This window comes from Kribbella pratensis (genome assembly GCF_004366075.1).
Taxonomy (GTDB): domain Bacteria; phylum Actinomycetota; class Actinomycetes; order Propionibacteriales; family Kribbellaceae; genus Kribbella; species Kribbella pratensis.
In genome coordinates this window covers 541569-566763 of record NZ_SODU01000005.1, presented here as the reverse complement: position 1 = coordinate 566763, position 25195 = coordinate 541569, and the positions used below count along the sequence as shown (strand labels likewise).

General features: G+C 68.7%; 22 protein-coding genes and 1 tRNA gene. 14 read left to right on the top strand and 9 right to left on the bottom strand.

Translation table 11 applies throughout. The annotated features are described in order from the left end of the window. The 3 genes from EV137_RS39285 to EV137_RS39275 form a co-directional block, all read right to left on the bottom strand. Window positions 1–234, bottom strand: coding sequence for a hypothetical protein (locus EV137_RS39285; RefSeq protein ID WP_134010581.1), 234 nt, complete (start codon window positions 232–234; stop codon window positions 1–3). 84 nt (window positions 235–318) lie between these two features. Then, window positions 319–1815, bottom strand: coding sequence for a glucose-6-phosphate dehydrogenase (zwf, locus tag EV137_RS39280; RefSeq protein ID WP_134010583.1), 1497 nt, complete (start codon window positions 1813–1815; stop codon window positions 319–321). Window positions 1816–1898: 83 nt separating this feature from the next. Further along, the gene (locus EV137_RS39275; RefSeq protein ID WP_134010585.1) at window positions 1899–2276 is read right to left on the bottom strand and encodes a VOC family protein; all 378 of its coding nucleotides are present in this window, start codon (window positions 2274–2276) and stop codon (window positions 1899–1901) included. Between the two features lie 152 nt (window positions 2277–2428). On the opposite strand from EV137_RS39275, the gene EV137_RS39270 reads away from it, so the two are divergent. Further along, entirely contained in the window at window positions 2429–2773 is a 345-nt protein-coding gene (locus tag EV137_RS39270) for a YciI family protein (RefSeq protein WP_133788012.1), read from the top strand. Next, on the top strand, window positions 2770–3951 hold the full coding sequence (locus EV137_RS39265; RefSeq protein WP_134133194.1) for an RNA polymerase sigma factor: 1182 nt from the start codon (window positions 2770–2772) through the stop codon (window positions 3949–3951). The genes EV137_RS39270 and EV137_RS39265 overlap by 4 nt, the downstream gene beginning before the upstream one ends. Before the next feature lie 29 nt (window positions 3952–3980). On the opposite strand, the gene EV137_RS39260 is transcribed toward EV137_RS39265, so the two are convergent. Further along, window positions 3981–6497, bottom strand: coding sequence for a tetratricopeptide repeat protein (locus EV137_RS39260; RefSeq protein WP_134133192.1), 2517 nt, complete (start codon window positions 6495–6497; stop codon window positions 3981–3983). Between the two features lie 95 nt (window positions 6498–6592). On the opposite strand from EV137_RS39260, the gene EV137_RS39255 reads away from it, so the two are divergent. From EV137_RS39255 to EV137_RS39245, 3 genes are all read left to right on the top strand, one after another. Beyond that, window positions 6593–6895: a hypothetical protein gene (locus EV137_RS39255; protein WP_134010591.1), complete on the top strand. Its 303-nt coding sequence runs from the start codon at window positions 6593–6595 to the stop codon at window positions 6893–6895. A 76-nt stretch (window positions 6896–6971) separates the two neighbouring features. Then, window positions 6972–7601, top strand: coding sequence for a maleylpyruvate isomerase family mycothiol-dependent enzyme (locus EV137_RS39250; protein ID WP_134010593.1), 630 nt, complete (start codon window positions 6972–6974; stop codon window positions 7599–7601). Then, window positions 7598–7981 carry a VOC family protein gene (locus EV137_RS39245; RefSeq protein ID WP_134010595.1) on the top strand — a complete coding sequence of 128 codons (384 nt, stop codon included), beginning with the start codon at window positions 7598–7600 and terminating at the stop codon, window positions 7979–7981. The genes EV137_RS39250 and EV137_RS39245 overlap by 4 nt, the downstream gene beginning before the upstream one ends. On the opposite strand, the gene EV137_RS39240 is transcribed toward EV137_RS39245, so the two are convergent. Genes EV137_RS39240 through EV137_RS39230 form a run of 3 tightly spaced genes read right to left on the bottom strand, consistent with a single transcriptional unit; the run spans window position 7968 to window position 14801 of the window. Then, a complete protein-coding gene (locus tag EV137_RS39240; RefSeq protein WP_134133191.1) occupies window positions 7968–11876 on the bottom strand; it encodes a WD40 repeat domain-containing protein in 3909 nt (1302 codons plus the stop codon). The genes EV137_RS39245 and EV137_RS39240 overlap by 14 nt on opposite strands. After that, complete coding sequence (locus EV137_RS39235; RefSeq protein ID WP_134133189.1) at window positions 11873–13237, bottom strand: esterase/lipase family protein; 1365 nt, start codon at window positions 13235–13237, stop codon at window positions 11873–11875. The genes EV137_RS39240 and EV137_RS39235 overlap by 4 nt, the downstream gene beginning before the upstream one ends. 43 nt (window positions 13238–13280) lie before the next feature. Further along, complete coding sequence (locus EV137_RS39230; protein WP_134133188.1) at window positions 13281–14801, bottom strand: serine hydrolase domain-containing protein; 1521 nt, start codon at window positions 14799–14801, stop codon at window positions 13281–13283. Between the two features lie 98 nt (window positions 14802–14899). Between EV137_RS39230 and EV137_RS39225 the strand changes: the two genes are divergently transcribed. Then, a complete protein-coding gene (locus tag EV137_RS39225; protein ID WP_134133187.1) occupies window positions 14900–15433 on the top strand; it encodes a helix-turn-helix domain-containing protein in 534 nt (177 codons plus the stop codon). A 43-nt stretch (window positions 15434–15476) separates the two neighbouring features. Here the strand turns inward: EV137_RS39225 and EV137_RS39220 are convergent, their stop codons facing one another. Next, window positions 15477–16496, bottom strand: coding sequence for an aldo/keto reductase (locus EV137_RS39220; protein WP_134133186.1), 1020 nt, complete (start codon window positions 16494–16496; stop codon window positions 15477–15479). Between the two features lie 113 nt (window positions 16497–16609). Between EV137_RS39220 and EV137_RS39215 the strand changes: the two genes are divergently transcribed. Further along, a complete protein-coding gene (locus EV137_RS39215) occupies window positions 16610–17473 on the top strand; it encodes an AraC family transcriptional regulator (RefSeq protein WP_202871343.1) in 864 nt (287 codons plus the stop codon). A gap of 154 nt (window positions 17474–17627) precedes the next feature. Here EV137_RS39215 and EV137_RS39210 read toward each other — a convergent pair. Further along, window positions 17628–17699: transfer RNA gene (locus EV137_RS39210), tRNA-Arg, on the bottom strand. Between the two features lie 195 nt (window positions 17700–17894). Between EV137_RS39210 and EV137_RS39205 the strand changes: the two genes are divergently transcribed. The 7 genes from EV137_RS39205 (at window position 17895) to thrB (ending at window position 25128) form a co-directional block, all read left to right on the top strand. Further along, a complete protein-coding gene (locus tag EV137_RS39205) occupies window positions 17895–18080 on the top strand; it encodes a PspC domain-containing protein (protein WP_134010607.1) in 186 nt (61 codons plus the stop codon). A 46-nt stretch (window positions 18081–18126) separates the two neighbouring features. Next, entirely contained in the window at window positions 18127–18657 is a 531-nt protein-coding gene (locus tag EV137_RS39200) for a hypothetical protein (protein WP_134133184.1), read from the top strand. Window positions 18658–18719: 62 nt separating this feature from the next. Then, window positions 18720–20378 (top strand): arginine--tRNA ligase, encoded by a 1659-nt coding sequence (argS, locus tag EV137_RS39195; protein ID WP_134010611.1) that lies wholly within the window; start codon window positions 18720–18722, stop codon window positions 20376–20378. Beyond that, on the top strand, window positions 20375–21781 hold the full coding sequence (lysA, locus tag EV137_RS39190; RefSeq protein ID WP_134133183.1) for a diaminopimelate decarboxylase: 1407 nt from the start codon (window positions 20375–20377) through the stop codon (window positions 21779–21781). Before argS ends, lysA begins: the two co-directional genes overlap by 4 nt. Beyond that, window positions 21778–23085, top strand: coding sequence for a homoserine dehydrogenase (locus EV137_RS39185; RefSeq protein WP_134010616.1), 1308 nt, complete (start codon window positions 21778–21780; stop codon window positions 23083–23085). The genes lysA and EV137_RS39185 overlap by 4 nt, the downstream gene beginning before the upstream one ends. A 5-nt stretch (window positions 23086–23090) precedes the next feature. Next, window positions 23091–24155 carry a threonine synthase gene (thrC, locus tag EV137_RS39180; RefSeq protein WP_134010618.1) on the top strand — a complete coding sequence of 355 codons (1065 nt, stop codon included), beginning with the start codon at window positions 23091–23093 and terminating at the stop codon, window positions 24153–24155. Between the two features lie 4 nt (window positions 24156–24159). Further along, a complete protein-coding gene (gene thrB, locus EV137_RS39175) occupies window positions 24160–25128 on the top strand; it encodes a homoserine kinase (protein WP_238175858.1) in 969 nt (322 codons plus the stop codon). Window positions 25129–25195 lie beyond the last annotated feature (67 nt).

Here is a 25195-nt window from a genome sequence, read left to right as displayed (position 1 = left end):
TCAGGCTTCGTGATCGCCGCTGTGCTCGTCCATCAGCACTTTGCCGTCGTGCCGCACCGTCCGGATCCGGACGCTGCCGTCGTGGAACTCGTGCCGCATCTGCCGGCACCCACAGGCGAACAGCTTGTCGTCGAGCCGGAAGCCCTCGAAGTCGTCTTCCTGGCTCCGGTCGGCATCTCCGAGCCGCCCACACGGCGCCCGTTCCCCAGTGAGATGCGTCTTGGTCCCCGTCATTCCCCCACCTCCTGCCCCTCCGAGGTGTTCGTGACCTACATCACACCATCGATAGTGCGCCTCGGCCGACGGGACGGCAATGGGTCAGTGCTTGGCCTGGCGCCACTCGCGTTCGAAGGGCAGCCGCCAGGCGCGCGGGGCGATCAGCTGGTGGATCGCGTTCGGTCCCCAGGTGCCGGGCTGGTAGGGCTTGACCGGCGGCGGGTCCTCGAGCAACGGCGCGGACCGGTCCCACAGCGACTCGATGCCCTCGGCCGTGGTGAACAGCGTGTGGTCCCCGCGCATCGCGTCCAGGATCAGCCGCTCGTACGCCTCCAGTACGTCGCCCGCGCTGCCGGTCTCCTGGGTGGAGAACTGCATCGACAGCTTCTCCAGCCGCATCCCCGGACCGGGCCGCTTGCCGTAGAACGACAGCGACACCCGCGACGAGTCGGCGAGGTCGAAGGTCAGGTGGTCCGGGCCCTCCGAGCCGACGCCGGAGCCGGACGGGAACATCGTCTTCGGCGCCTCCTTGAAGGCGATCGAGATGATCCGCTGGCCCTCGGCCATCTTCTTGCCGGTGCGCAGATAGAAGGGGACGCCGGCCCAGCGCCAGTTGTCGATCTCGACCTTCAGCGCGATGAACGTCTCGGTGTCCGAGTCCGGCGCCACGCCCTCCTCGCCGCGGTAACCGGAGTACTGCCCGCGGACCACGTCGCCGGGGTTGATCGGCAGCATCGACCGGAAGACCTTGTTCTTCTCCTCCGAGATCGCCCGCGGCTCCAGGGCGGTCGGCGGCTCCATCGCGACGAACGACATCACCTGCATCAGGTGTGTGACGACCATGTCCTTGAACGCGCCGGTCGGCTCGTAGAAGGTGGCGCGCTGGTCCAGGCCGAGCGACTCCGGGATGTCGATCTGCACGTGGTCGATGAAGTTCCGGTTCCAGATCGGCTCGAACAGACCGTTCGCGAACCGGAACGCGAGGATGTTCAGCGCGGCTTCCTTGCCGAGGAAGTGGTCGATCCGGAAGATCTGCGACTCGTCGAACGTCTCGTGGACGAAGTCGTTCAGCTCGATCGCGCTGGCCAGGTCGTCGCCGAACGGCTTCTCCATCACCACCCGGGCGCGTTCGACCAGGTCGGCATCGCGCAGCATCGCGATCACCGCCTGCGCCGCCTTCGGGGGCACCGACAGGTAGTGCAGCCGGCAGGCGTCCGGGCCGAGCAACTCCTCGGCGGCCTTCACCGCGGCCGCAAGCGCCTCCGGCCCGGCGGTCACCGGCACGTACTCGAGCCGCTCCGCGAACTGCGCCCACTCCTGGTCGCTCATCTTGTGGGTGCCGAACGTCTCGACCGCCTTCCTCGCGCGGTCACGGAACTCGTCGCAGCTCAGGTCCTCGGTGGCGGTCCCGATCACCCGGACGTCCGGCGCGAACTTGGACTGCTGCAGGTACGCCAGGCCGGGGAGCAGCTTGCGCTTGGCGAGGTCGCCGGTGGCCCCGAACAGCACGATCACATGCGGCGCCAACGGCTCCGGGTCCCGCCGTGAGGGCCGCGACCCGGGTGCCGGATACGCAATGGTCTGAGTACGGTCAGGCATTCAGTCCTCCCGAGGACGCCACCGGAGCCAACACACTCCCTACATCTCTTGGCAGTCTAGGCGGCCCCGGTGACGCCCAGTGGTCAGGCCGATTGCCAGAGACCGAGAATGTTGCCCTCCGGGTCCTTGAAGTACCCCGCGAAGCCCATGTCGCCGACCGGCACCTTCTCGCCGACCTGTTCGCCGCCGAGGCTCTCGATCGTCTTCCAGGCCGCGTCGATGTCCGGTACGTCGACCGTCAGCATCGGCCCCTTCAGATCCTCGGTGCGCTGGAACATCCCGCCGTTGATGAAGCCCGGCTCGGCCGGCATGGACTGCTCGTCCACCGGCCCGGTCGACGCCATCGTGTAGTTCATGTCGGGCATCTCCATCAGGTTCCACCCGAACGCCTCGCGGTAGAACGCCCGCGCCCGGTCGCCGTCGTCGTACGGAACCTCGAAGTGCACGATCCGCCCTGTCATCGCAGCCCCCTCCCATTGGCACGCCACTATGGATCGACGCTAGACCCGGTACGCCGTACCGGCCAGGGCAAGGGGTGAGTCTTCTACGGTAGGGGTGTCTGTTCTCGCTGAAGCCGTTCGTCGGTGGGGTGAAGGCACTCTGGAGGAGGACCGTGAAGTACTTGCTGATGATCTGTGGCGACGAGTCGGCGGCTGCGCATGCCAATGACGGGTGTGGCGGCTGGACGGAGGAGATGGAGTCTCGCGGGGTCGTGGCCGGTGGGGCCGGGCTGCGGCCGCCGGACGAGGCGACCACGGTACGGGTGCGGGAGGGCGAGCTGCTGCTGACGGACGGACCGTTCGCGGAGACGAAGGAGCAGATCGGCGGATTCGTGCTGATCGACTGCGCGGACCTGGACGAGGCGATCGAGATCGCGTCGAAGCACCCTGCGGCGGGCTACGGGACGATCGAGATCCGGCCGGTCTTCGAACCGCCCGTGCTGGAACGGCCGGTGTGACGTTCGAGGAGATCTACCGGCAGGAGTGGGGCCAGGTGGTCGCCACTCTCATCCGGGTCACCGGTGACTGGGAGCTCGCGGAGGAGTGCGCGCAAGAAGCGTTCGCCGCGGCGCTGGAGCGGTGGCCGAAGGACGGCGTACCGGATCGGCCTGGTGCGTGGCTCACCACGACCGCACGCAACCGTGCGATCGACTGGCTGCGTCGCGAGGCAGTGGGTGCACAGAAGCTGCAGGAGGTGGCTGCGATGACGCATGACTCAGAGCCGCCGTACGACGTACCGGACGACCGGCTGCGGTTGATGTTCACCTGCTGCCATCCCGCACTGGCGATGGAGGCACGGGTGGCGTTGACCCTTCGGACACTGGCCGGTCTGAGTACGACGGAGATCGCGCGGGCGTTCCTGGTGCCGGAGACGACCATGTCGAAGCGCCTGACCCGGGCGAAACAGAAGATCCAGCACGCCGGCATCCCGTACCGCGTGCCGCCCGCACACCTCCTCCCGGAGCGGACACCCGCCGTACTGGCTGTCCTGTACCTCCTCTTCAACGAGGGGTACTCCGACGTTGTCCGGAGCAACCTGAGCGGTGAAGCGATCCGACTGGCCAGACTGCTCGTCCAACTCATGCCGGACGAACCTGAGGCCGCTGGACTGCTCGCACTGATGCTGCTGCACGACGCACGCCGGGACACCCGCCTGGCACCGGACGGCGCCTTGGTCACGCTGGACGAACAGGACCGCACCCAGTGGGACAACACGCGCATCACTGAAGGTGTGGACCTCCTTGACTCCGCACTGCGCCGCGGCGAACCCGGCCCGTACCAGGTCCAGGCCGCGATCGCTGCCTGCCACGCCACCGCCCGCACCGCAGCCGACACCGACTGGCCGCAGATCGCCGCCCTCTACGCACAACTCCCACAAACGCCCGTAGTCGCCCTCAACCGTGCCGTAGCAATAGGCATGGCCGACGGCCCAGCCGTCGGCCTCCGCCTGGTGGACGAGCTGGCTGCCGGCGCCTTGGCCGGCTACCGCTTGCTCCCGGCCACCCGTGCCGACCTGTTGCGGCGACTTGGACGCTATGCCGAGGCCGCGGTGGCGTATCGGCAAGCGATCGACCTCGTTGCGACCGATGCGGAGCGGCGGTATCTGACCAAGCGCTTGGCCGAAGTGTCCGACTGAGCAGTACGCACTCCGTCGATGAGCCGGCGTCAGCGACGTCGTCGGTTGTTGCGTGCTGCAGCCCGTTCCTGTCGCCTCCTGTCGCGACGCGACATCGGGACCTGTGTCAACGCGCGCCGCAGGAGCTGCGCCTCTTGCACCATCGGATGCTCGCGGCCCAGCGTCCTCGACGCGAGGTCGATGAAGTCGTTCGCTTCGGAGGCTGCGGCCGCCCTGTCAGCCTGCGCGATCAGGGGCACGAGGTCCAGTCGCGTCCGCAGCGTGCTCGGATGCGCATCGCCGTACATGCGGCGCTCGATCGCCAGCACGTCTCGCAGTTCGGTCCCGGCCGATGCGGTGTCGCCCATCAGCGCGTCCAGCCCGGCGAGATTGGCCCGGCAGGCCAGGATTCGCGGATCCTCGTCACCCCAGAGCGGCCGCGCAAGATCGAGGACGGCTTGATATTCGGCTCTGGCGGCAGCATGTCTGCCCTGGCGTCGCAGCGTGATCGCGAGACCGTGGCGTGCGGCCAGCGTGGCCTCGGATGTGTCCCCTCCCTTCCGCGAGCAGACCTCCACGAGGGAGCGGAACTCCTGTTCCGCGGCGTCGACCGACTCCGGCTGCTGCGCGAGCACCGTCGCGTATCCGTCCAAGGTGATCAGTGTGCTGTCGTGCTCCGGTCCCAGGACCCTGCGATGGGCTGCCAGTGCGGCGCGGAACTCTGTCGTCGCCTCCGCGAGTCTGCCCTGCTTGGACAGCGAGAGGGCGAGTCCGTGCCAGACCGCCAAGGTACCGACGTAGTCCGTTCCGTGATCCTCTCGGAGGATCTTCAGCGCGTGCCGGTAGGTCTGCTCCGCGGCGGACCACTCGCCCCGATCACGACGGCGTCCGGCCAGCGCGTGCAGGGTGCGCAGTGTGTCGACGTGTCGCTCTCCCAGGACGCGCCGTTGAACATCGAGAACCTCCCGCAACTCGTCCTCCGCCTGGGCCGGCGACGTCCGCAACAGGGCCAGGTCCGCGCGGGTGGCGAGTGTCTCCGGGTGCAGTTCGCCCAATGTTCGTTGCTGCGTCTCGAGGATCGCCCGGACGTCCAGTGCTTCCTGCTCGGCTTCATGGACGTACCTGCGAAATGTTGCCGCTCGGCGAACCATGGCGATCGCTCGCTCGACGACCGGCTGCGGGACCTGGTCGAGCTGCGCCCGGCAAAGCTCGAGTGCGGACTCGGCGTGCGCCGCCAGGGCCTGCCAGCGAGGCCACGTCTGCGGCGTCATCGCATACCCGTCGGTCGTGGCCGAGAGCAGTTCGACCACTGTGGAGATGTGCTGGTCTACATCCAGCTCGCTACCGGCCTGGTGACGGCTGGTATCGCGGACGAGAGGGTGCAGGCTCAGCGCCTGCCGGCCGTCGAGCTCGGCGCGATCGACGAGACCGAGGTCGAGCAAGGCCGGGAGCAGCCGCGCGATGGACTCCGGGGTGATCTTCGCCCACATCGGCGCCGCGGCCATCAGCTCCGCATCGAGCATGTCCACCGGAACCGGCGCCTGACCGAAACAGGACAGCAACCGCAGCAACTTGCGTGCCAGCGGGTGACCGCGGCGTTCCAGCAGGTCGAGCGACAACTCCCACGTGCGGGAGATCAGCTCTCGTTCTCGACGCTGGTCGTCGTGATCGCCTGGCAGAGCGTCCAGCACACCGACTCGTTCGTCGAGCGCGGCCAGGTAGTCGGCAAAGGTCTGCGGAGTTTCGGCCCCTGGCACCAGCAGCCGCTCGTCGCTGGATGCCAGGTAGCTGCCTGCGAGCCGCAGTGCCAGAGGCAGGCCACCAAGACGTTTCCCCAGGCGTTCGGCCTCCGTGGGGCTGCCCGCCCGCGATCCGGCCAGGTCCATCAGCACCTGGCCGGCGTCGGCCGGCTCGAGCGACGTCACCGGGCGAAGGATTGTGCCTGGTGGCCAGGTCCGTGGGCTGCCCTGCCGGCTGGTGACGACGACGAGCCCGTGGTCGGATCGAGGCGTTCGGAGCCAGCCGTTGCCCTCCGAGAGCCGACCTGCCCCGGCCAGGACGTCGGGGTCGTCGGCGTTGTCCAGAATCAGCACCCATCGGCCCGTGAAAGCGTTCAACGCTCTCCAGAGCTCGTCGGGCGCGCTGCCGTACCCGGCCCATGCCATGGCGACTTTCTCCGGATTCGCTTTGGCCTGGATCGCCACTTCACGGAGTCCCTCGGACAACGTCTGTGCGTCGTCCGCGGACACCCACCAGACGAGCCTCTGCTGGGCTGCGGCTTTGCTCGCGAGCCACAGCGCGAGGGAGCTCTTTCCGCTACCGCCCGTTCCGTGCAGGACTACTGCGTGGCCCGGCGAATCGACAACCTTCTCCAGAAGCTCGGCCGAGATCTCGTCCCGGCCGCGAAGGTGTTCCGGCAGCCGTCCAGTGGGAGCCGCGACCGACACGAGGCCGGGCCTGTCTTTCGGGGCGATGGTGATGTCGATGATGTCGCCGCCGGCCTGATTGATCTTGGCGTTCGGTGCCGCGTACGCCCACTGCCGGATCGTCGGTCGGTCGTCGTCCACGCTTCACCTCCGGCGGCCAGGCTGTAGCGCCAGATTCAATCACGCAACGGTGTCATCCGGATACGATGGGAGACGCGGCACGAGGAGGGCTTGAGATGCGCGGATGGATTCTGACGTCGGCTGCCACGACGGTGGCGACAGCGATCGCGATCGCGGTGAACCTTGCCACCGACGGACGGCACCACCCTTGGGCCTGGATCGCGACAGTCGTGCTGACGGCGCTCGGTGGCGCGTTGTCCGAGTGGCAGCGCCGCAGGGACGTGCGGAAGGCCGAGGCCCGGACACCGCCGTCGGACCCACGGCCGACTGCACCACACGTGATTCAGACTGTGGTCGCGGGCGAGGGTGCTTCGGTCCAGCAGGCGGCAGGCGATATCAACAACTCCACGTCGCCCTGAGCACTCGCAACGCTCGTGATCAGCGTTTGATTGTGCGGAGGTGTCTGTGCGCGCCTGAGTCGTTCGTCGGTGGGGTATGACGGATATCAGGAGTGCTGTAGCGCACGAGCGGTCCGAGCTGGCGGGGGTGCTGGCCGGGCTGCAACCAGAAGCCTGGGACGAGCCGACGCTGTGTGCCGGCTGGCGGGTGCGCGAGTTGGTCGCGCACATCACCATGCCGTACCGGATCTCGATGCCGCGGTTCCTGGCCGGGATGGTCCGGTCCGGCGGCAACTTCAACCGGTACGCCGACCGGCAGGCCCGGCAGGATGCGGCGGACCTGACGCCGGCGCAGCTGGTCGAGTGTCTGCGCCAGAACATCAACCACCCGTGGAAACCGCCTGGTGGCGGCTATGCGGGTGCGTTGTCGCACGACGTGGTGCACGGTCTCGACGTGACCGTTGCACTGGGCATCGATCGTCAGGTGCCGTCCGAGCGGCTGCGCATCATCTTCGACGCGATGAAACCACGCCAGATCAAGTACTTCGGTGTCGACCTGACCGATGTCCAACTGCAGGCCACCGACCTCAACTGGACCTACGGCGCCGGCGTTCCGCTCGCCGGCACGGCACAGGACCTGCTGCTGGTCCTCAGCGGCCGTAGCCTCCCACCCAACCACCTCTCCGGTCGCGACGCCGACCGCTTCACCACTGGAGTGACCCGATGATCATCTGCCTCCCGATCGAGGACCGGCCGCGCTCGTACGCCTTCTACCAGGAGGCGCTGGGCCTGACACCGGTCGGAGAACCGGACGAGGACGGCATCCCCGAACCGCTGCAGTTCCAGCTGGCCGACGACGTCAGGATGATGCTGATCCCGACCGAAGGCTTCGGCTGGGTACTGGGTGATCAGCCGGCCGCGCCCTATGGCCAGAGCGAGTGCGTCCTCACCATGGAGGTCGATAGTCAAGAGGCTGTCGACGCAGCGGCTGCCAAGGCCGTCGCGGCCGGGGCGGTACAGGTGACGGCACCGGCTCAGAGGCTGTGGGCCTACATGACCACGTTCACCGACCCCGACGGACACCTCTGGATGGTCACGGCTCCTTGAGTTCGAGGGCGTAGTCGCCGTGGGTGGCGGTCCGGAGCAGGATCCGGCCGGAATCGACGGCCAGCTGCGTGATCGGGTCGTCGACGTACAGCCCGGCGACCCGGGTGCCCGCTGCCGGATCCCAGACCGCGACGTTGCCGCCGGTCGACCCGGTGACCAGCACGGTCCGCGTGTTGAGCGATCCGACTGCCACACACTGGACCGCTGACGCGCGGTCCGCCGGACTCTCGATCCGCTTCCCGTCCGTGATCGTGTACACCCGAGCCCGCCCGCCGCAGGCCACGGCGACGACCCCGCCGTACCCGGGAAGGTTGCCCAAGGCCACAGAGGTGGCCTGCTCCAGGTTCGGCTTGGCGTACAGCAGGTTCCAGCCCTGCTCGAGAACGTACGACGGCAGCTCGACGAACGGCCCCGCGATCGCGCGCGGACGCTCGCCTTCCCGATGGTCGGGAGACAGGGTCCGCCGGTCCCAGACCCAGACGGCGCCCTCGACCGATCCCGTCGCGATCACCGGCACGCCGTCCACCTCACCGGTCGCCGCGACCGACTGCGGCCAGCCCTCCGGCCGATCCAGGTCCAGCGGCCGACCGCGGGACTCGTGTCGCCGCGGCTGTTTGCCGAGTTCCTCGGGGACAGCTGTCGGCACGAACCGGTCGTAGCGCCACTGCTCGGCGGTGTCGTTGCGGAGCCGCGAGAGGTTCGCACTGGTGCGGCCCGTGCTGAACCTGAATTGCTGCAACTGCACCAGGGCAGTGTCGTCGTAGTCGGGCGCCGCAGCGACGATCGGATGTCCGCCGACCACGCCGATCGCGATGGCCCGAGCACGCTCGTCGTACGGCGACTCCTCGACGTGCGCGTGCCGTTCGGTGAACCAATGCAGGTGGTTCCCGATCCCCGCGACGACCACGAACGGCGCGCCGATCCGGGCCCCGGCCATGACGTCCAGCAGACTGCCGCCGTCGAACTGGATCGGAGCGGTCCGCCAGACCTCGCGGCTATCGGCGGGATTGATCAGCAGAATGCGATGGGCGCGGTCCGGGACCGGCTCGTCCTGCACGGCCAGCAGCACCAGCGCGCCGTCGTCCTCGATCCCGAAGCCACGAACGTCGAGGGCCTCGAGCGCCGGTGGAACGTCGAACGGCTGCAAGGTCACGGCGTCGACCATCCTCGGCGTGCGGTCGATGTCGACACCGGCGATGACCAGCCGCCCGTCGACCCGGCCGACCCCGATGGCGTGACCGAGGCCGACGTCCGCCGCGGCGATGCGTTCCTTGGTGCGGGCGTCCCATACCTCGAGGATCCGGTCGTACCCGGCCGAGGTGACCACGACCGGGCGACCATCGATGACGGACATCGCCACGGCGGTCGCGCGGTGCTCGAGCGCGATCATCGACATGACATCCGGTACGCCGGTCCGCGGATCCCACAACTCGATCCGGGTGTCGACCGCGATCGCGACCACGGGCCGGTCGTCGACGTGGCCGAAGCCGAGACCACGGACCTTGCCGGTAGTGCTGTAGGTCGACTCGAGATCTGCTCTCCAGTCGAGGCTGCCCTCGACCATCCGCAGCCAAGGCACGGTCGCGAGTCGGCCGACCGCATCGCCCAGCCCGGTCATCGAGGGGCCGGGGAACTCCTTCAGCCGGGCGTGCAACTGACCCGCGAGCTGGGTGGGGTCGCGAGTGAGAGCGGTCCGGCTCCGGCGGAGGGCCCGTTCCATCACGTCAACGGTCTGGAACCTGGTCACCGTCGCGTCGTCGCGCGACGCGTTCTGTTCGATCACGGCCTTGGCCGCGGTGATGACCGCGTCGGTCTGGTCGACGCCCAGCAGGCCGACCGCGCGGGTCAGCCAGCCGGCATCGGTCACCAGGTCGACGACCGCCTCGGAAGCCGGTGCGATCCGGTCCGCGTCAACCACCAGATGCTCGGCGAGGTAGCGAACCGGGTAGAAGTTCGCGTCCGCCCAACCGTCCGTCGCCGACCGCTGCCGCCCGGCCAGCGCTCGCGCGATCCGCCGGTGGCCGGCGGCGTACGACGGTTGCGCGTGGAAGTGCTCCACGAACGTCTGGTGGGCCAGCCGGTACGTGCTTTGACCGTGCTCCCCGTCGAGCATGACGTACGGCGCCGCCGCAACCAGCAGGTTGTCGAGATCGGCCTCGCCGGGCGGGCTTGGCGTGAACGCTCCAGCGGCTGTGGCCCAGATGCCGTCGGCCCGGGGCAGACCCCGGCCGCGGGCATGGGCAAGGGCTTCCAGCAACGGACGGAAGCTGCGGTCGGCAACTGTCAGCCGCTCTACCGCGGTCGCGAACAAACCACGATGGTCCTGCGCCAACAGGTCTGCGAGCTCGGGCCGCGCCTCAGCGGTCAGCAACTCGGGCCGGGCGAGGATCTCGTGCACAGCCAGCCTGGCATGGAGGAAGTGCCTCTTGTGCGCGCCGACGCTGCGCGCGGCCGCGGCCGCGGTGCCCGTGTCGATCGGCAGCGAGTTCAACCGATGCTCGACGTACCTCGTCACCGCGTCGGCATCGAGGTCGACCGTCACGGTGCCCGCCGGCTGGAGATGGTCGAGCAGGTTCGTGTCCACCGGCTCCAACAGGTCAGGGCCTTCGCTGGTCGAACGGCGGGTGCCGACGACGATCCGGCAGCCGGGGACCTCGGACAACTGCCGCAGTACAGCGGCTGCCGCGAGCGGGTCCTGGGCCTCGTCCAGCGCATCGACCATGACCGTGCGGCCCTCGACCGCTGTCAGTAGGCCGTCGAGCGTGGTGGAGGCATCCTGCTCCCCCCGGAGATCGGCGTTCAGCCGGTTGACCATCTCGGTGGTCGTCAGACCGGTGAGCAGGACCGTGGCATCGAAGACGTCGTCCGGCGGCTGCTCCGGTGCGGCCAGCTGCTTGACCTGACTGGCGCGGATCAGCAACTCGCGCAGTGACGGGTTGCTGTGTACGACGAGGTTGCCCAGGACGGCGGACTTGCCCGAGCCGGCCGGCCCGGTGACGGCGAGCAGCCCGGAACCAGTTGTGCGCAGCCACTCGGAAATTTGCCGTTGCTCGCGGCCGCGTCCCTCGAAGTACCAGGTCGGCTCACCGAGCTCTGCCCCCTGCGCCTTGGGCACGAAGAACTTGCGCTGATCCGTCGGCAGACCGGCAAGGAATGCCTCCAGCTCGAGATACACGTCCTGGGTGGCGGTGACGCCGGCGAGGAGCGGCCGCGGTGGCGGGACGAGCGGCCGGGCCGGGCCGAGCCCGATCGGGATCGCGAAGCCGAACGCCAGAAAGCCTTCCGTCCGGCCGACCAGGTCGGCCACCCGGATCACCTCGTCGTTGGCCGTGAAGGACTTCAACGCCAGTTCCAGCGCCTTCGGCACCGCCTTGAGGAAGCCTGATCCGGTGCCGCCGCCACCGAGCAGCGCGAAGCGTTTCGCCGGATTCGTCGTGGACAGGATCTTCGCCGCGAGCAGTTGGACGAACCGCTCCGCGCCGCAGGCCTCGATGACGACCAGCGCCCATGCCCCGGGGTCATCGCTGCGGCCGGCCCATTCGTCCGCCAGGTGGGTCGCCAGTTCCTCCGCGTGGTGGCCGGAGCCCTTCATGTGCTGCGTGCTGTTGTACGACGCCAGCCAGGCATCCTCCGTGTCCGACTCGCCATGGCCCACCCAGAGGAGGACCGAACTCCGCGGCCCGTCACGCCCGGCCCAAGCGCCCAGTTCCTGCTTCACCCACTCGGCGTTCGGCTGGGAGTCGGTCCAGTGGTGTACGACCCCGCCGTACGGCGTGAGCAGGTCAGCGATCGCCTTGGCGTCGTCCTCGGCGGGGATCGACGCGAACGGCCGCCGTACCTCGGTGCTGTAGGCAGCGATCGGGATGGGATAGATGGCGAAAGCCGGCTCGCTCATTGGCCCGCCTCTTCTGGTGGGACCGCAAGTACCTGCTCGGTGACGGCGGATGCGCCGCCGCCCTTCACCTCGACCCGGTAGACGCCCGGCTCCCCGAGAACGACCGATGCGGTCAGCGCCCCGTCGCGACGCTGCAACGGCGGCACGGCGACCTGCCAACGGCTGAAGACGTCGACGACCCGGCACGTCGTACCGGTCGCGTCCGCACCGGTCACTGTGATCGTCAGCGGCTCGGCCACGGAGACGACATCGGGTACGTCGATCCCGATCTCCCCGGGGCCGAGTGGGGGACCGGCGATGTCGTTGGTCAGGACGTCGCGCACGTGGGAGATGGCTTCCTCGGTCGCGGCAACGGCGCCGTGGGACTGCGGGAGCGTGCCGGGGGACAGGCCGAATCCGGCGGCCGACCGGCGGAACACCGTGCCGTCTCCGCGCAGATCCAGCCGCTCCCTGATCACTCCGGCCGGGTCGGTGATGCAGGTGTGCATGAGGGGCGTCAGTACGCCGTCGCGCACCGACATACTCTGCATCGTCGGCTGTTCGACGCCGATGAGCAGCCGCAGACTGCCGGCGTCCCCTTCCATCAGTTTGTCGTGCCGCAGAAGGGATTCGTCGGCAAGTTCCCGGTCTCCATCAAGACTCGCGATGTCATTCGGCTCGAGCCGGCGGGCAGTCGCACCCTCGTCGACACATCGGTAGAAAGGCAGCAGGTCGTACAGCCCGGGCATGTGCCGGACCAGTGCGCGGAGCCGCCTGCGGGGAATCGGCAGGCCGTCTCCCGAGCTCAGGATGTACGCCGACTTCACGGAGCCGTAGTACGGCGTGCCGAGCGTGACCGTCGTACGGACGTCGGACGCACCGCCGAGCACGTGCAGGTAGTACCGGGCGATCAGGCCGCCCATCGAGTGCGCGACCAGGACGACCTTCGCGTCGGCGCTGCCCGACGGATGCGCCTGCCACTGGGACAGGTGCCGGTCGACCAGTCGCTCGAGTTCGTGCGCGTTGTGTTCCACGGACAGCCGCCAGTCGTAGGGAAACTCGCACAACGCATCCGGATGTGCGAGCACGGGTCCGATCCCCGTCAGCAACTTCGTGTACGGCTCGAAGCCTTTCAGCACCGGTGCGAACGCCGGGAAGCGCAACAGCCCGCCGGCACGGACGCGGCCGGTCCGGCCGGCCCGTTCATCATCCGTGACAGCCAAACGTTTGAGCGCTCTTCCCGTCGTCCACGCGCTGACCCACCAACTCGCGTCGTCGAGGCCCCACAGGACGTCTCCCGACTCGACATCGACCAGCGAACTCCCCATGATTCCCGGGATCACGATGACGGCGTCCCGCGACACGGCCCCCATTACGTCCATCCGAACCCACCCCCGGATTCAGTCTCGATCCGGGTCGGGCGAATTACCAGACCGTGGCGGGGTGGCGGAGCTTGGCCGGACGGAGTGTCTTCTTGGTGGCTGGTTGACGGCGGAACAGGCGGCCGCCGTACCGGAGCCATTCGACCTGTCCGTCGGTGCCGCGGACGAAGTTGGCGCGGACGTGCGTCGGCGTGCCGTCCGGGTTCTGCGCGAGAACGTAATCCTTGCGATAGAAGGCGAATCGGAACAGAGCCTGTCCGCCCACGCCGGCGACCAGTTCGCCGCTGTCGGCGGTGAGGTCGAGGTCGAGCTCCTCCGGCTTGCCGTCGAAACCGATCTGCTGGGAGACGTAGGTGCCTTCGTAGGCGGCCAGCCGGCTCGGCGGCAGCTGCCGCGGTACGGCGGGCAGGTTGGTGACGCCGGCGAGCTCCTGCAGTGCCCAGTCGTCCGCGAACAGCTCTGCCACCAGAGATGGACCGCTCTCGGAGTTGGTGAGCAACGTGATCGCGAAGTCCCGCTGCGGTACGAACAGGAAGCCGGAGTGCTGACCTGACCAGTCCCCGCCGTGCTGCACCACCGTCGGGCCCTGGGCGGTCGGACGCAGCATCCAGGTGACTCCTACGCCGTTCAGCTCGACGAACAGCGTGCCGCCCGGACCCGGGTGCGACTGCATAGCGAGCCTGCTGCGGTCGCTGAGCAGTTGGGGGAGGTCTCGGTGTCCCAGGTGGTACCGCGCGTACCGGAGCTGGTCCCGTGCGCTCGAGATCAGGCCGCCGACCGAGTGCAGCGCCCGCGGCATCGCGTCGAACGACGGCTCGACGACCGGCTTTCCGTCGACGATGTTGTGCGACGCGGCGACGCTGAAGCCGTCGAGCTCACTGCGGAAGAACCGGCTGTGCGCGAGTCCGAGCGGATCCACGACCAACTCGCGGGCGGCGGTCTCGTACGGCTTACCGGTCACCACCTCGATGATCCGCCCGGCCACACCGATCGCCGCGTTGTTGTACGAGAACACCTTCCCGAGCGGCGTGAGCTGCGGGACCTTCGTCATACCGGCGACGTACTGCGCGAGCGCCTCGTCGCCCTGGCCGGTGTCCTCGAAGTAGTCGCCCTGCCAGCCGGCCGTGTGGTTCAGCAACTGCCGGACCGTGACTCGCGCCGCGACCGAGGCGTCCTGCGTCGCGAAGTCCGGCAGGTACGCGCGGACCGGTCGGTCCAGGCTGATCCGGCCGCGTTCGACGAGCCGCATGATCGCGGTCGCGGTGAACGTCTTGGAGGTCGAGCCGATCCGGAACACGGTGTCGCCGGAGACCGGTTCGCCGGTGTCCACGCTGGTGACCCCGAAGCCGCGGACGTACTCCCGGCCGCGGTACCAGACGCCGAGACCGGCTCCGGGGATCGCGTACTTCGCCATCCCGGCCTCGATCTTCTCGGCCAGCCGGCCGATCGCGGCCGGTTCCCTGCTGGTGGTGGCCGATGAGGGCAGTGTGGTCAACGTGGTCAACGCAGCAACCGGTACGGCAGCGGCCGCGGACTTGAGCACGGTACGACGGGTGAGCGACACGTCACGTCTCCTCGGGCGAGTAGGAATGCTTCCGATTCCGCTATTATTACCAGAGTTGGTATCAATGGATACCCTGAAAGATCCCTGATGGAGAGCCGATGGAGGAGTCGCCGACCCCGGTGCTGGACGTTCTGCTGCACCCGATCCGCTGGCGCATCGTGCAGCGGGTGCTAGGCCGTGAGGTCACCACCACGGACCTGAAACGCGACCTGCCCGACGTCCCCGCCACGACGCTCTACCGGCACGTCGCCGCGCTGATCGACGCCGGCTACCTGACGGTGGTGCGCGAGCGGAAGATCCGCGGCACCACGGAGCGCACACTCGGTCTCGACCAGACGAAGGTCGGCCGGATCGACGAGCGCGAGGCGCGGGCGATGACACCGGACCAGCACCGGCAGGCGTTCCTGATGATGCTGACCCGCCTGGCCGCCGACTTCGATCGTGTCGTCGAGAGCGGTGACCTGTACCCGCGGCTCCACCAGCTGGGCTACTCACAACTGGCCCTCTACCTCAGCCCGGACGACATGACCGCGTTCCGGTCAGCCTTCGAGGAGCTGATCGCCCCCTACCTGGCCGAGTCCCCAGGCAAGGACCGCGTAGTCCTGTCGATGTTCTCGCTACCCGACAGCTGATCCCAGTCCGTGCAGGCGATCTGGACTACTGCCGCGGCAGGCATCAGGTGAGGCGCCGGCGCAGGTGAGCGTGCTCGATCGCCGGGGGAGTGGTCGCGTAGTTGTCCGCCGCGTCCAGTTCCGTGCCCGGCGGCACGATCTCGTCGATCCGGTCGAGCAGGTCCGCGGACAGCTCGATCTCGGCGCCGGACAACAGGCTGTCGAGCTGCTCCTGGGTACGAGGGCCGATGATCACCGACGTCACCGCCGGATGCGCGCGGACGAACGCGGTCGCCAGGTGCGGCAACGTCATACCGGCCTCGGCTGCGAGGGCGGCGAGCTTTGCCGCTGCTTCCGCCTTCGCCTGACTGGTCGGACTCGAGGGGTCGTAGCTGGACGGCCGGATCGTCGCCCGGTGGCTCGCTGCCAGGTCTGTGCGTCCTGAGAGCCAGCCTCCGTTCAACGGGCTGAACGTGAGCACTCCCAGCCCGTGCCGCTGCGTGACCGGGAAGACCGATGCCTCCGGTCGCCGGGTGAAGATCGAGTACATGCACTGCTCGATCAGGTAGCGGTGCGTGCCGCGGCGCTCGGCGGCCCACTGCGCCTCGACGATCGTCTCCGCCGGGAACATCGAGGAGCCGAAGGCCAGGATCTTTCCGGCCTGGACGAGATCCGACAACGCGGACAAGGTCTCGTCCTGATCGGTGTCGTGGTCGGGGCGGTGCAGCTGGTACAGGTCGAGGTGGTCGGTGCCGAGCCGCTGCAGGCTGTTCTCGACGGACCGCACGATCCAGCGCCGGGAGGCCCCGCGCTGGTTCGGGTCCGCGCCCATCGGCATGCCGAACTTGGTCGCCAGGATCACCTCGTCGCGCCGGTTCCTGATCGCCGTACCGACGATCTCCTCGGACTCGCCGCCGGAGTAGACGTCGGCGGTGTCGATCAGGTTGATGCCCGCGTCCAGGGCGTTGCCGATGATGCGTACGGCGTCCTCGTGGTCGGGGTTGCCCATGGCGCCGAACATCATCGCGCCGAGTGCGAACTCGCTGACGGACAGGCCGGTCGCGCCGAGAATGCGTCGTTTCACTGCCGTACTCCGTTCCTGCTGGTGGATATCTGCTCTCGATCAGACCAGCCGTCGCGGCGGCAGCGTGAGCGCGATCCTGGCGCGGGCTTGCCCGATCCTGTCAATCTGGAGACGTGGATCTGCTCGACGAACTGCGGGCCCTCATCTGCCGGTACGACGCGGGTCGCCACCAGGAGCACGCCCGGCAGCTGCTGCCGGGTGTCCGGATCAGCCGGCGCGACGCCCCGACCGAGCCGGAGGCCGGCGTCGCGGAACCGTCGGTGGCGATCGTTGCCTCGGGCCTCAAACGGACCCTGCTGAACGGGGTCCCGTACGAGTACGGCGCCGGGCAGTACCTGGTCGCGTCACTGGATCTGCCGGTGATCGGCCAGGCGGCGAAGGCGAGCCGCGACGAGCCGTTCACGGTCGTCAGCCTGCGGCTCGAGCCGGCCGAGATCGCGCCGCTGCTGCTGGAGACACCGGCCCGTCCGGCGCAGTACGGCGGCCTGGTGGTGAGCGATGCGAGCGACGAGTTGCTGGATCCCGTCGTACGGCTGCTGCGGATCGCGGACCGCCCCGACGACGTCCGCGTGCTGGCGCCGGGCATCCGCCGGGAGATCCTTTGGCGGCTGCTCACCGGCGAGCAAGGCGCCCTGCTTCGTCAGATCGGCCTCGCCGACGGCATGCTGGCTCACATCGCCGAGGCGATCCGCTGGATCCGCCGCAACTCGAGCCGGCAGCTCCGCATCGCCGACCTGGCCGACCTGGCCGGCATGAGCCCGTCGACCTTCCACCGCCACTTCCGCGCCGCGACGTCGATGACCCCGATCCAGTTCCAGAAGCAGCTGCGCCTCCAAGAGGCCCGCATCCACCTGAGAACCCGGTCAACCCCCGTCGCCACCATCGCCCACGAACTCGGCTACGCCAGCCCCAGCCACTTCACCCGCGACTACCAAAGAGCCTTCAACACCACCCCCGGCGAAGACAGAACCCCCTAACTCCCTCGGGCACCACATCCCGGCCCCACCACATCCCAAGGGGGGCCGGGGGGCGAAGCCCCGCCGGGCGGGGGCTGAGGGTCGCACCCCCAGAAATCACAAAGACCGATCAATGTGCGCGCTTTCTGCGCACAGAGATCGGCCAGATCGGTCGCGCCCCCGGCAGGATTCGAACCTGCGCACCCGCCTCCGGAGGGCGGTGCTCTATCCCCTGAGCTACGGGGGCTCAGGAACGTGCAGAACAGTAGCAGGAAGTTCGGTGAAATCCCGAATTGGGGGCCGGTGCGGTGCGAGCCCCGTCGATCGTCGTACGGGGGAGCCCTGAGCGGACCCTGGAACACCGCTCGAGGGGGATCAGATCCGCCGTGGGCACCGTCATAGTGGAGGTAAGCCCAACGGTGGAAAGGAAACGGTACTCATCATGGCAAGCTCACTGGTCCGCCCGTCACACGATCGCTGGATCGGCGGTGTCTGCGCCGGTCTGGCTCGCCGGTTCGGTATCTCCTCCAACACGATGCGCCTGATCTTCGTGATCAGCTGCCTCCTGCCCGGCCCGCAGTTCCTGATCTACATCGCGCTCTGGATCATCCTGCCGTCAGAGGACTGACCCCCGCCAGCCGACCGTCACGACGCACCTGGCAACCTGACTTTCCATGAGAGCAGGCAGGTGGCGCCGGGCGGTCGGTACGGCGGCGGCGCTGCTCCTCGCGAGCAGCGTCGTGGATGGTTGTCAGGTCGGACCCGCACCGCCGGCGGCCGCCGACCTCCGGACCGGCGCACCGCCGTGGGACGCTCCCCGCGACGCGGTCTCCTATATCGACAAGGCCGGGTTCGAACGCCTCCCGCTCGATTTCTCCGGCCCCTCGCCGTACACGGTGAACATCGCGGTCACGGTCGACGGCAAACCGGTGCAGGTCCCGGCCGGGATCGGCGTCGACAAGCGTCGCGCCGAGCAGGCCGCCGTCCACACCCACACCACCGACGGCGTGGTCTGGGTCGAGGCGAAGACGGCCGACGAGAAACCGACGCTCGCTCAGTTCTTCACCCTCTGGGGAGTCCGGTACGACGCCGGCTGCCTCGCCGATGCCTGCGCGGACCTGAAGGTCACCGTCGACGGCAAACCGGCCCCGTGGGACACCCCATTGCTCCGCAACGCCCGGGTCACGGTGAGTGCTCAGCACTGACTGCGTACCGGGCTGTGGATGGTGAGTCAAGGGTTTGGGGGTGCGGCCATTAGGCTGAGGCGGTGACTCCGGAACAGCTCGCTGAGAAGATCCTGCAGGCCCTGGCCGCGCTCGCCGCCGACGGCACCATCACCGTCGAGGGCGGGCTGCCGCGCGAGCTGAAGGTCGAGCGACCCAAGAACCCCGAGCACGGGGACTACGCGACGAACGTCGCCATGCAACTGGGCAAGCGGGCAGGGATGAACCCGCGCGCGTTCGCCGAGCTGCTCGCCGCCGAGCTGCAGGGCGACGAGGCCATCACCGCCGTGGAGATCGCCGGCCCCGGTTTCATCAACCTCCGGGTCGCGGCCGACGCCCAGGGCAAGGTCGCGCAGGCGATCCTCGACGCGGGCCCGAAGTACGGCACCAGTGACAGCCTGCAGGGGCGGGCGATCAACCTCGAGTTCATCTCGGCGAACCCGACCGGCCCGCTGCACCTCGGCCACACCCGCTGGGCAGCCGTCGGTGACGCGCTGGCCCGGGTGCTGGCCGCCGCGGGTGCGAGCGTCAGCCGCGAGTTCTACATCAACGACCGCGGCAACCAGATGGACAAGTTCGGCGCCAGCCTGCAGGCCGCCGCGCACGGGCACAAGATCCCGGAGGACGGGTACCACGGCGAGTACATCCTCGACCTGGCGAAGCGGATCGCCGACGAGGTCCCGGACATCCTGACGCTGCCCGAGGACGAGCAGGTGATCGCGTTCCGCGAGGCGGGGTACGAGCGGCAGCTCAAGGAGCAGCAGGACCAGCTCGAGCATTTCCGGACCAAGTTCGACGTCTGGTTCTCCGAGCGCAGTCTGCACGAGCAGGACGGCGTACCGCACGCGATCCAGAAGCTCCGCGACCAGGGGCATCTGTACGAGGCGGACGACGCGCTGTGGATGCGGACCACGGACTTCACCGACGACAAGGACCGCGTCCTGATCCGGTCGAACGGCGAGCCGACGTACTTCGCCTCCGACGCGGCGTACTACGTGAACAAGCGTGAGCGTGGTTTCGAGACGTGCATCTACATGCTCGGCGCCGACCACCACGGGTATGTGAACCGGCTGAAGGCGATCGCGGCCTGCGCCGGCGACGATCCCGAGCACAACATCGAGGTCCTGATCGGCCAGCTGGTGAAGATCCTCAAGGGTGGCGAGGAGATGAAGCTGTCCAAGCGGGCCGGCACCATCGTCACGCTCGCCGAGCTGGTCGAGGAGGGCGGCGTCGACGCGCTGCGCTACACGCTGTGCCGCTACCCGACCGACTCGCCGCTGACCCTGGACATCGAGGAGATGACCCGGCAGGCCAGCGAGAACCCGGTGTACTACGTGCAGTACGCGCACGCCCGCCTGGCCTCGATCGTCCGGAACGCCGACGAGCTCGGCATCAAGCTCGACGAGTTCGATCCCGGCCTGCTCAGCCACGAGCGTGAGGGCGACCTGCTCCGCGCGCTGGCCGAGTTCCCGCGGGTCGTCGCGACTGCCGCGGAGCTCCGCGAGCCGCACCGCGTCGCGCGGTACCTCGAGGACACCGCGTCCGCTTTCCACAAGTTCTACGACAGCTGCCGCGTGCTGCCGCGCGGCGACGAGGAGGTGGAGCCGGTGCACAAGGCTCGTCTCACCCTGGTCTCCGCGACCCGGACCGTGCTCGCCAACGGGCTCGACCTGCTCGGCGTCTCCGCACCGGAGCGGATGTGAGAGCGCACGAGGCGGGCGCGCTGCACGCCGACATCGGCCACCGGGCGCCGCAGTGGCTGCGCGCGCCGCGTGATCCCAACGACCTGGTCACGGCGCTCTGGTCGTACACGGCCAAGAAGAACGGTGAAGGCGCCCTCGAGGTCGGCGGCGTCGACGTCCGGGACCTGGTCGCCGAGCACGGCAGTCCGGCGTACGTGCTGGACGAGGACGACTTCCGTTCCCGGGCCCGCGCGTTCAAGCACGCGTTCAAGGACTTCGACGTCTACTACGCCGGCAAGGCGTTCCTGTGTACGACGGTCGTCCGCTGGGTGATGGAAGAGGGCCTGAACCTCGACATCTGCAGCGGGGGAGAGCTGGCGGTCGCACTCCGGGCCGGCGCCGATCCCAAGCGGTTGGGGTTCCACGGCAACAACAAGTCCGAGTCCGAGCTGGCCCGCGCACTGGACGCCGGCGTCGGGCGGATCATCGTCGACTCGCAGTACGAGATCACCCGGCTGATCGAGCTCGCCGCCGAACGCAACGTGGTCGCCCCGGTGATGATCCGGGTCACCGCGGGCGTCGAGGCGCACACCCACGAGTACATCGCGACCGCGCATGAGGACCAGAAGTTCGGGTTCTCGATCACCTCCGGCGCCGCCTTCGAAGCCGTTGCCCGGGTCAACGAGTCCCCCGAGCTGGAGCTGCTCGGCCTGCACTCGCACATCGGCTCGCAGATCTTCGACTCGTCCGGGTTCGAGGTGGCTGCGAAGCGCGTGATCGCCTTGCACGCAAGGGTTTCCGACGAGCTCGGCGTCGACATGCCGGAGCTCGACCTGGGCGGCGGCTTCGGGATCGCGTACACCACGCAGGACGACCCGTCCGACCCGGCGCAGCTGGCCACCGAGATGGGCAAGATCGTCGAGCACGAGTGCCGTGCGTTCGACGTCGAGATGCCGAAGGTGTCGATCGAGCCCGGCCGCGCGATCGTCGGACCGGCGATGTGCACGGTCTACTCGGTCGGCACGGTCAAGGAGGTCGAGCTGGACGCCGGCGCCGCCCGGACGTACGTGTCCGTGGACGGCGGGATGAGCGACAACATCCGCACCGCGCTGTACGACGCCGACTACTCCTGCACGCTCGCCGGCCGGTACTCCGACACGCCGCCGACGTTGGCTCGTGTGGTCGGCAAGCACTGTGAGTCCGGCGACATCGTCGTGAAGGACGAGTTCCTGCCCTCCGACGTCCGGCCGGGCGACCTGATCGCCGTGCCCGGCACCGGCGCGTACTGCCGGTCGATGGCGAGCAACTACAACCACGTACCGCGGCCACCGGTGATCGCGGTCAAGGACGGCCACATGCGCGTCGTCGTACGCCGTGAGACCGAAGACGACCTGCTTGCACTCGACATGGGGGCCGCCGAATGAACGACACCGTGAACGACGAGAAACCTCTCAAGGTAGGCCTGCTCGGTTGCGGAGTGGTCGGCACCGAAGTGGTGCGGATCCTGACCGAGCAGGCGGACCATCTCGCGGCCCGCGTCGGCGCCCCGCTGGAGATCGCGGGCATCGCCGTACGGCGTCCCGGCCGCGCCCGTGACATCGCCGTCGACCCGGACCTCATCACCACCGATGCCCAGGCCCTGGTGTCCCGCGGCGACCTGGACCTGGTGATCGAGGTGATCGGCGGTCTCGAACCCGCCCGCAGCCTGATCCTGACCGCGCTCGAGCACGGCGCCTCGGTCGTCACGGCGAACAAGGCGCTGCTCGCCGAGGACGGCCCGACGCTGTTCGCCGCCGCGGAGAAGTACCAGCGCGACCTGTACTTCGAGGCCGCCGTCGCCGGCGCGATCCCGATCCTGCGGCCGCTGCGCGAGTCGCTCGCCGGTGACGACGTGACCCGGGTGATGGGGATCGTCAACGGCACCACGAACTTCATCCTCGACAAGATGGACAGCACCGGCGCCGGTTTCGACGAGGCGCTCGAGGAGGCCCAGGCGCTCGGGTACGCCGAGGCGGATCCGACCGCGGACATCGAGGGTTTCGACGCCGCCGCGAAGGCCGCGCTGCTGGCCAGCCTGGCGTTCCACACCCGGGTCTCGATCGCCGACGTGCACCGCGAGGGCATCACCGAGGTGACCGCGACCGACATCGCGTCGGCCCGCGAGATGGGCTGTGTGGTGAAGTCGCTGGCGATCTGCGAGCTGGACGAGGCGACCGACTCGGTGAGCGCCCGGGTGTACCCGGCGATGATCCCGGTCACGCACCCGCTGGCCAGTGTCCGGGACGCGTACAACGCCGTTTTCGTGGAGAGTAAGGCGGCTGGACGGCTGATGTTCTATGGTCGTGGTGCCGGCGGCGCCCCGACGGCCAGTGCAGTCCTCGGGGATCTGGTGTCCGCCGCGCGCAACCGGCTCAAGGGTGTGCCGGGGGTCGGCGAGTCGTCGTACACCCAGCGGGCCGTACGGCCGATGGGCGACGCGATGACCCGCTATCACGTGTCGCTGGACGTGGCCGACAAGGCCGGTGTGCTCGCGGCGGTGGCCCATGCCTTCTCCGAGCACGACGTGTCCATCCAGACCGTCCGCCAGGAGGGCCGGGGCAGTGACGCGCAATTGGTGGTGGTCACCCACACCGCGACCGACGCCGCGTTGTCCGCGACCGTGGAGTCCTTGCGGGACATGGACATCGTCCGTGAAGTCAGCAGTGTGATGCGGGTAGAAGGCGAGTAACCACAATGGTTCACCAGTGGCGTGGCGTGATCGAGGAATATCGTGACCGGTTGCCGGTGTCGGCAGACACCCCGGTCGTCACGCTCGGCGAGGGCGGAACGCCGCTGGTGGCCGCGCAGTGGCTCAGCGAGCAGTCCGGCTGCGAGGTCTGGCTCAAGGTCGAGGGCAACAACCCGACCGGCTCGTTCAAGGACCGCGGGATGACGGTGGCGATCTCGCTGGCCGCGCAGGCCGGTGACAAGGCGGTCGTCTGCGCCTCCACGGGCAACACCTCGGCGTCGGCCGCGGCGTACGCCGTTCGCGCCGGGATGCTGCCGCTGGTGGTGATTCCGGCCGGCCGGATCGCGAAGGGCAAGCTGGCCCAGGCGGTCGTGCACGGCGCGAAGCTGGTGCAGATCGACGGCGGGTTCGACGACTGCCTGCGGATCGTCCGCGAGCTGGGCAAGAACTACCCGGTCGCCCTGGTGAACTCTGTCAACCCGGTCCGCCTGGAAGGGCAGAAGACCGCGTCCTTCGAGGTCTGCGACGCGCTCGGCGACGCTCCGGACCTGCACCTGCTGCCGGTCGGCAACGCGGGCAACATCGCGGCCTACTGGAAGGGCTACCAGGAGTACGCCAAGGACAAGCTCGCCACCCGGACGCCGAAGATGTGGGGTTTCCAGGCCGAGGGGGCGGCGCCGATCGTGCGTGGCTCGATCGTGGAGAAGCCGGAGACCGCCGCGACCGCGATCCGGGTCGGGAACCCGGCGTCGTGGACATTGGCCGAGGCCGCGCGGGACGAGTCCGGCGGCCGGATCGAAATGGTCACCGACGAGCAGATCTTGACCGCGCAGCGTGAACTCGCGTCCCGCGAAGGTGTCTTCGTGGAGCCGGGTTCGGCGGCCGGCGTCGCCGGGCTGTTGCACGCCAAGGCACAGGGCTGGTTGCCGGGCGGGTCGACGGTCGTGATCACCGTCACCGGCCACGGCCTGAAGGACATCGACACCGCGCTCGGCCACGCGACCTTCGAAGAACCTCCCGTCACACCGGCGGACACCGACGCCGTTGCCCGCATCGCCGGCCTCGCCTGATCCCATGGGTGACAAGAGCATGGAGGCGGACGGCGGGCGGCGGTCGTGTGATCAGGTGCGGGTTCGGGTGCCTGCTACCAGCGCGAACCTCGGTCCCGGCTTCGACGCGTTCGGCCTCGCGCTGACCTTGTACGACGACCTTGTCGTCACCCCGTGCGGGTCCGGAGTGACCGTCGAGGTGACCGGGTGCGGCGAAGGCGAAGTACCGCTGGACGAGACACATCTGGTGGTGCGGTCGATCCGGGCCGGGCTCGACGCGCTGGGTGCCTCGGTGCCCGGATTCACCTTGCGGTGCGAGAACCGGATCCCGCACGGACGCGGTCTCGGGTCGTCGTCGGCCGCGATCGTCGGCGGGCTCGCGGCGGCGTACGCGCTGGCCGGCGAACCGGTCGATCGCGAACGTCTCGTCGTACTGGCGAACGAGATCGAAGGACATCCGGACAACGTTGCAGCAGCCGCCTTCGGCGGCTTCACAATCGCTTGGACGGAAGGCACAGCGTCATTTGAAGAGCGTGGCCGAGCGGTTCGTCTGGAACCGGCGGCCTCAACGGCGGTAGTTGCTTACGTACCGGACAATCGCGTGCTGACCAAGGAGGCGCGCGGACTGCTGCCGAGCGTTGTTCCCCACAGTGATGCGGCGGCCAATGCGGGGAAGGCCGCGCTTCTGGTCGCGGCGCTGACCGGGCGGCCCGAATTGCTGCTGACCGCGACCGAGGACCGGCTGCATCAGGAGTACCGCGAGCCGGCGATGCCGGAGAGCCTCGCGCTGGTGCACAAACTGCGGGGCAGTGGACTCGCGGCGATCGTCAGCGGTGCCGGTCCGACGGTCGCCGTACTCGGCGATCAGGACGGGAAGAGCCCAGGTCAGGACCTGTTTTTCCGTGGTACGCCGGATGCACCGGACGGCTGGACGAAGTACGAGCTGGAGATCGATCCAGTCGGCGTACAGGTCTGGTCGATGGAAGCCGGCTGATCCGGGAATGCCGGGCCGCTGACACGCGTTGTACCTGCCGAGTCGGCAGAAGGACCTGTTGTGGTGC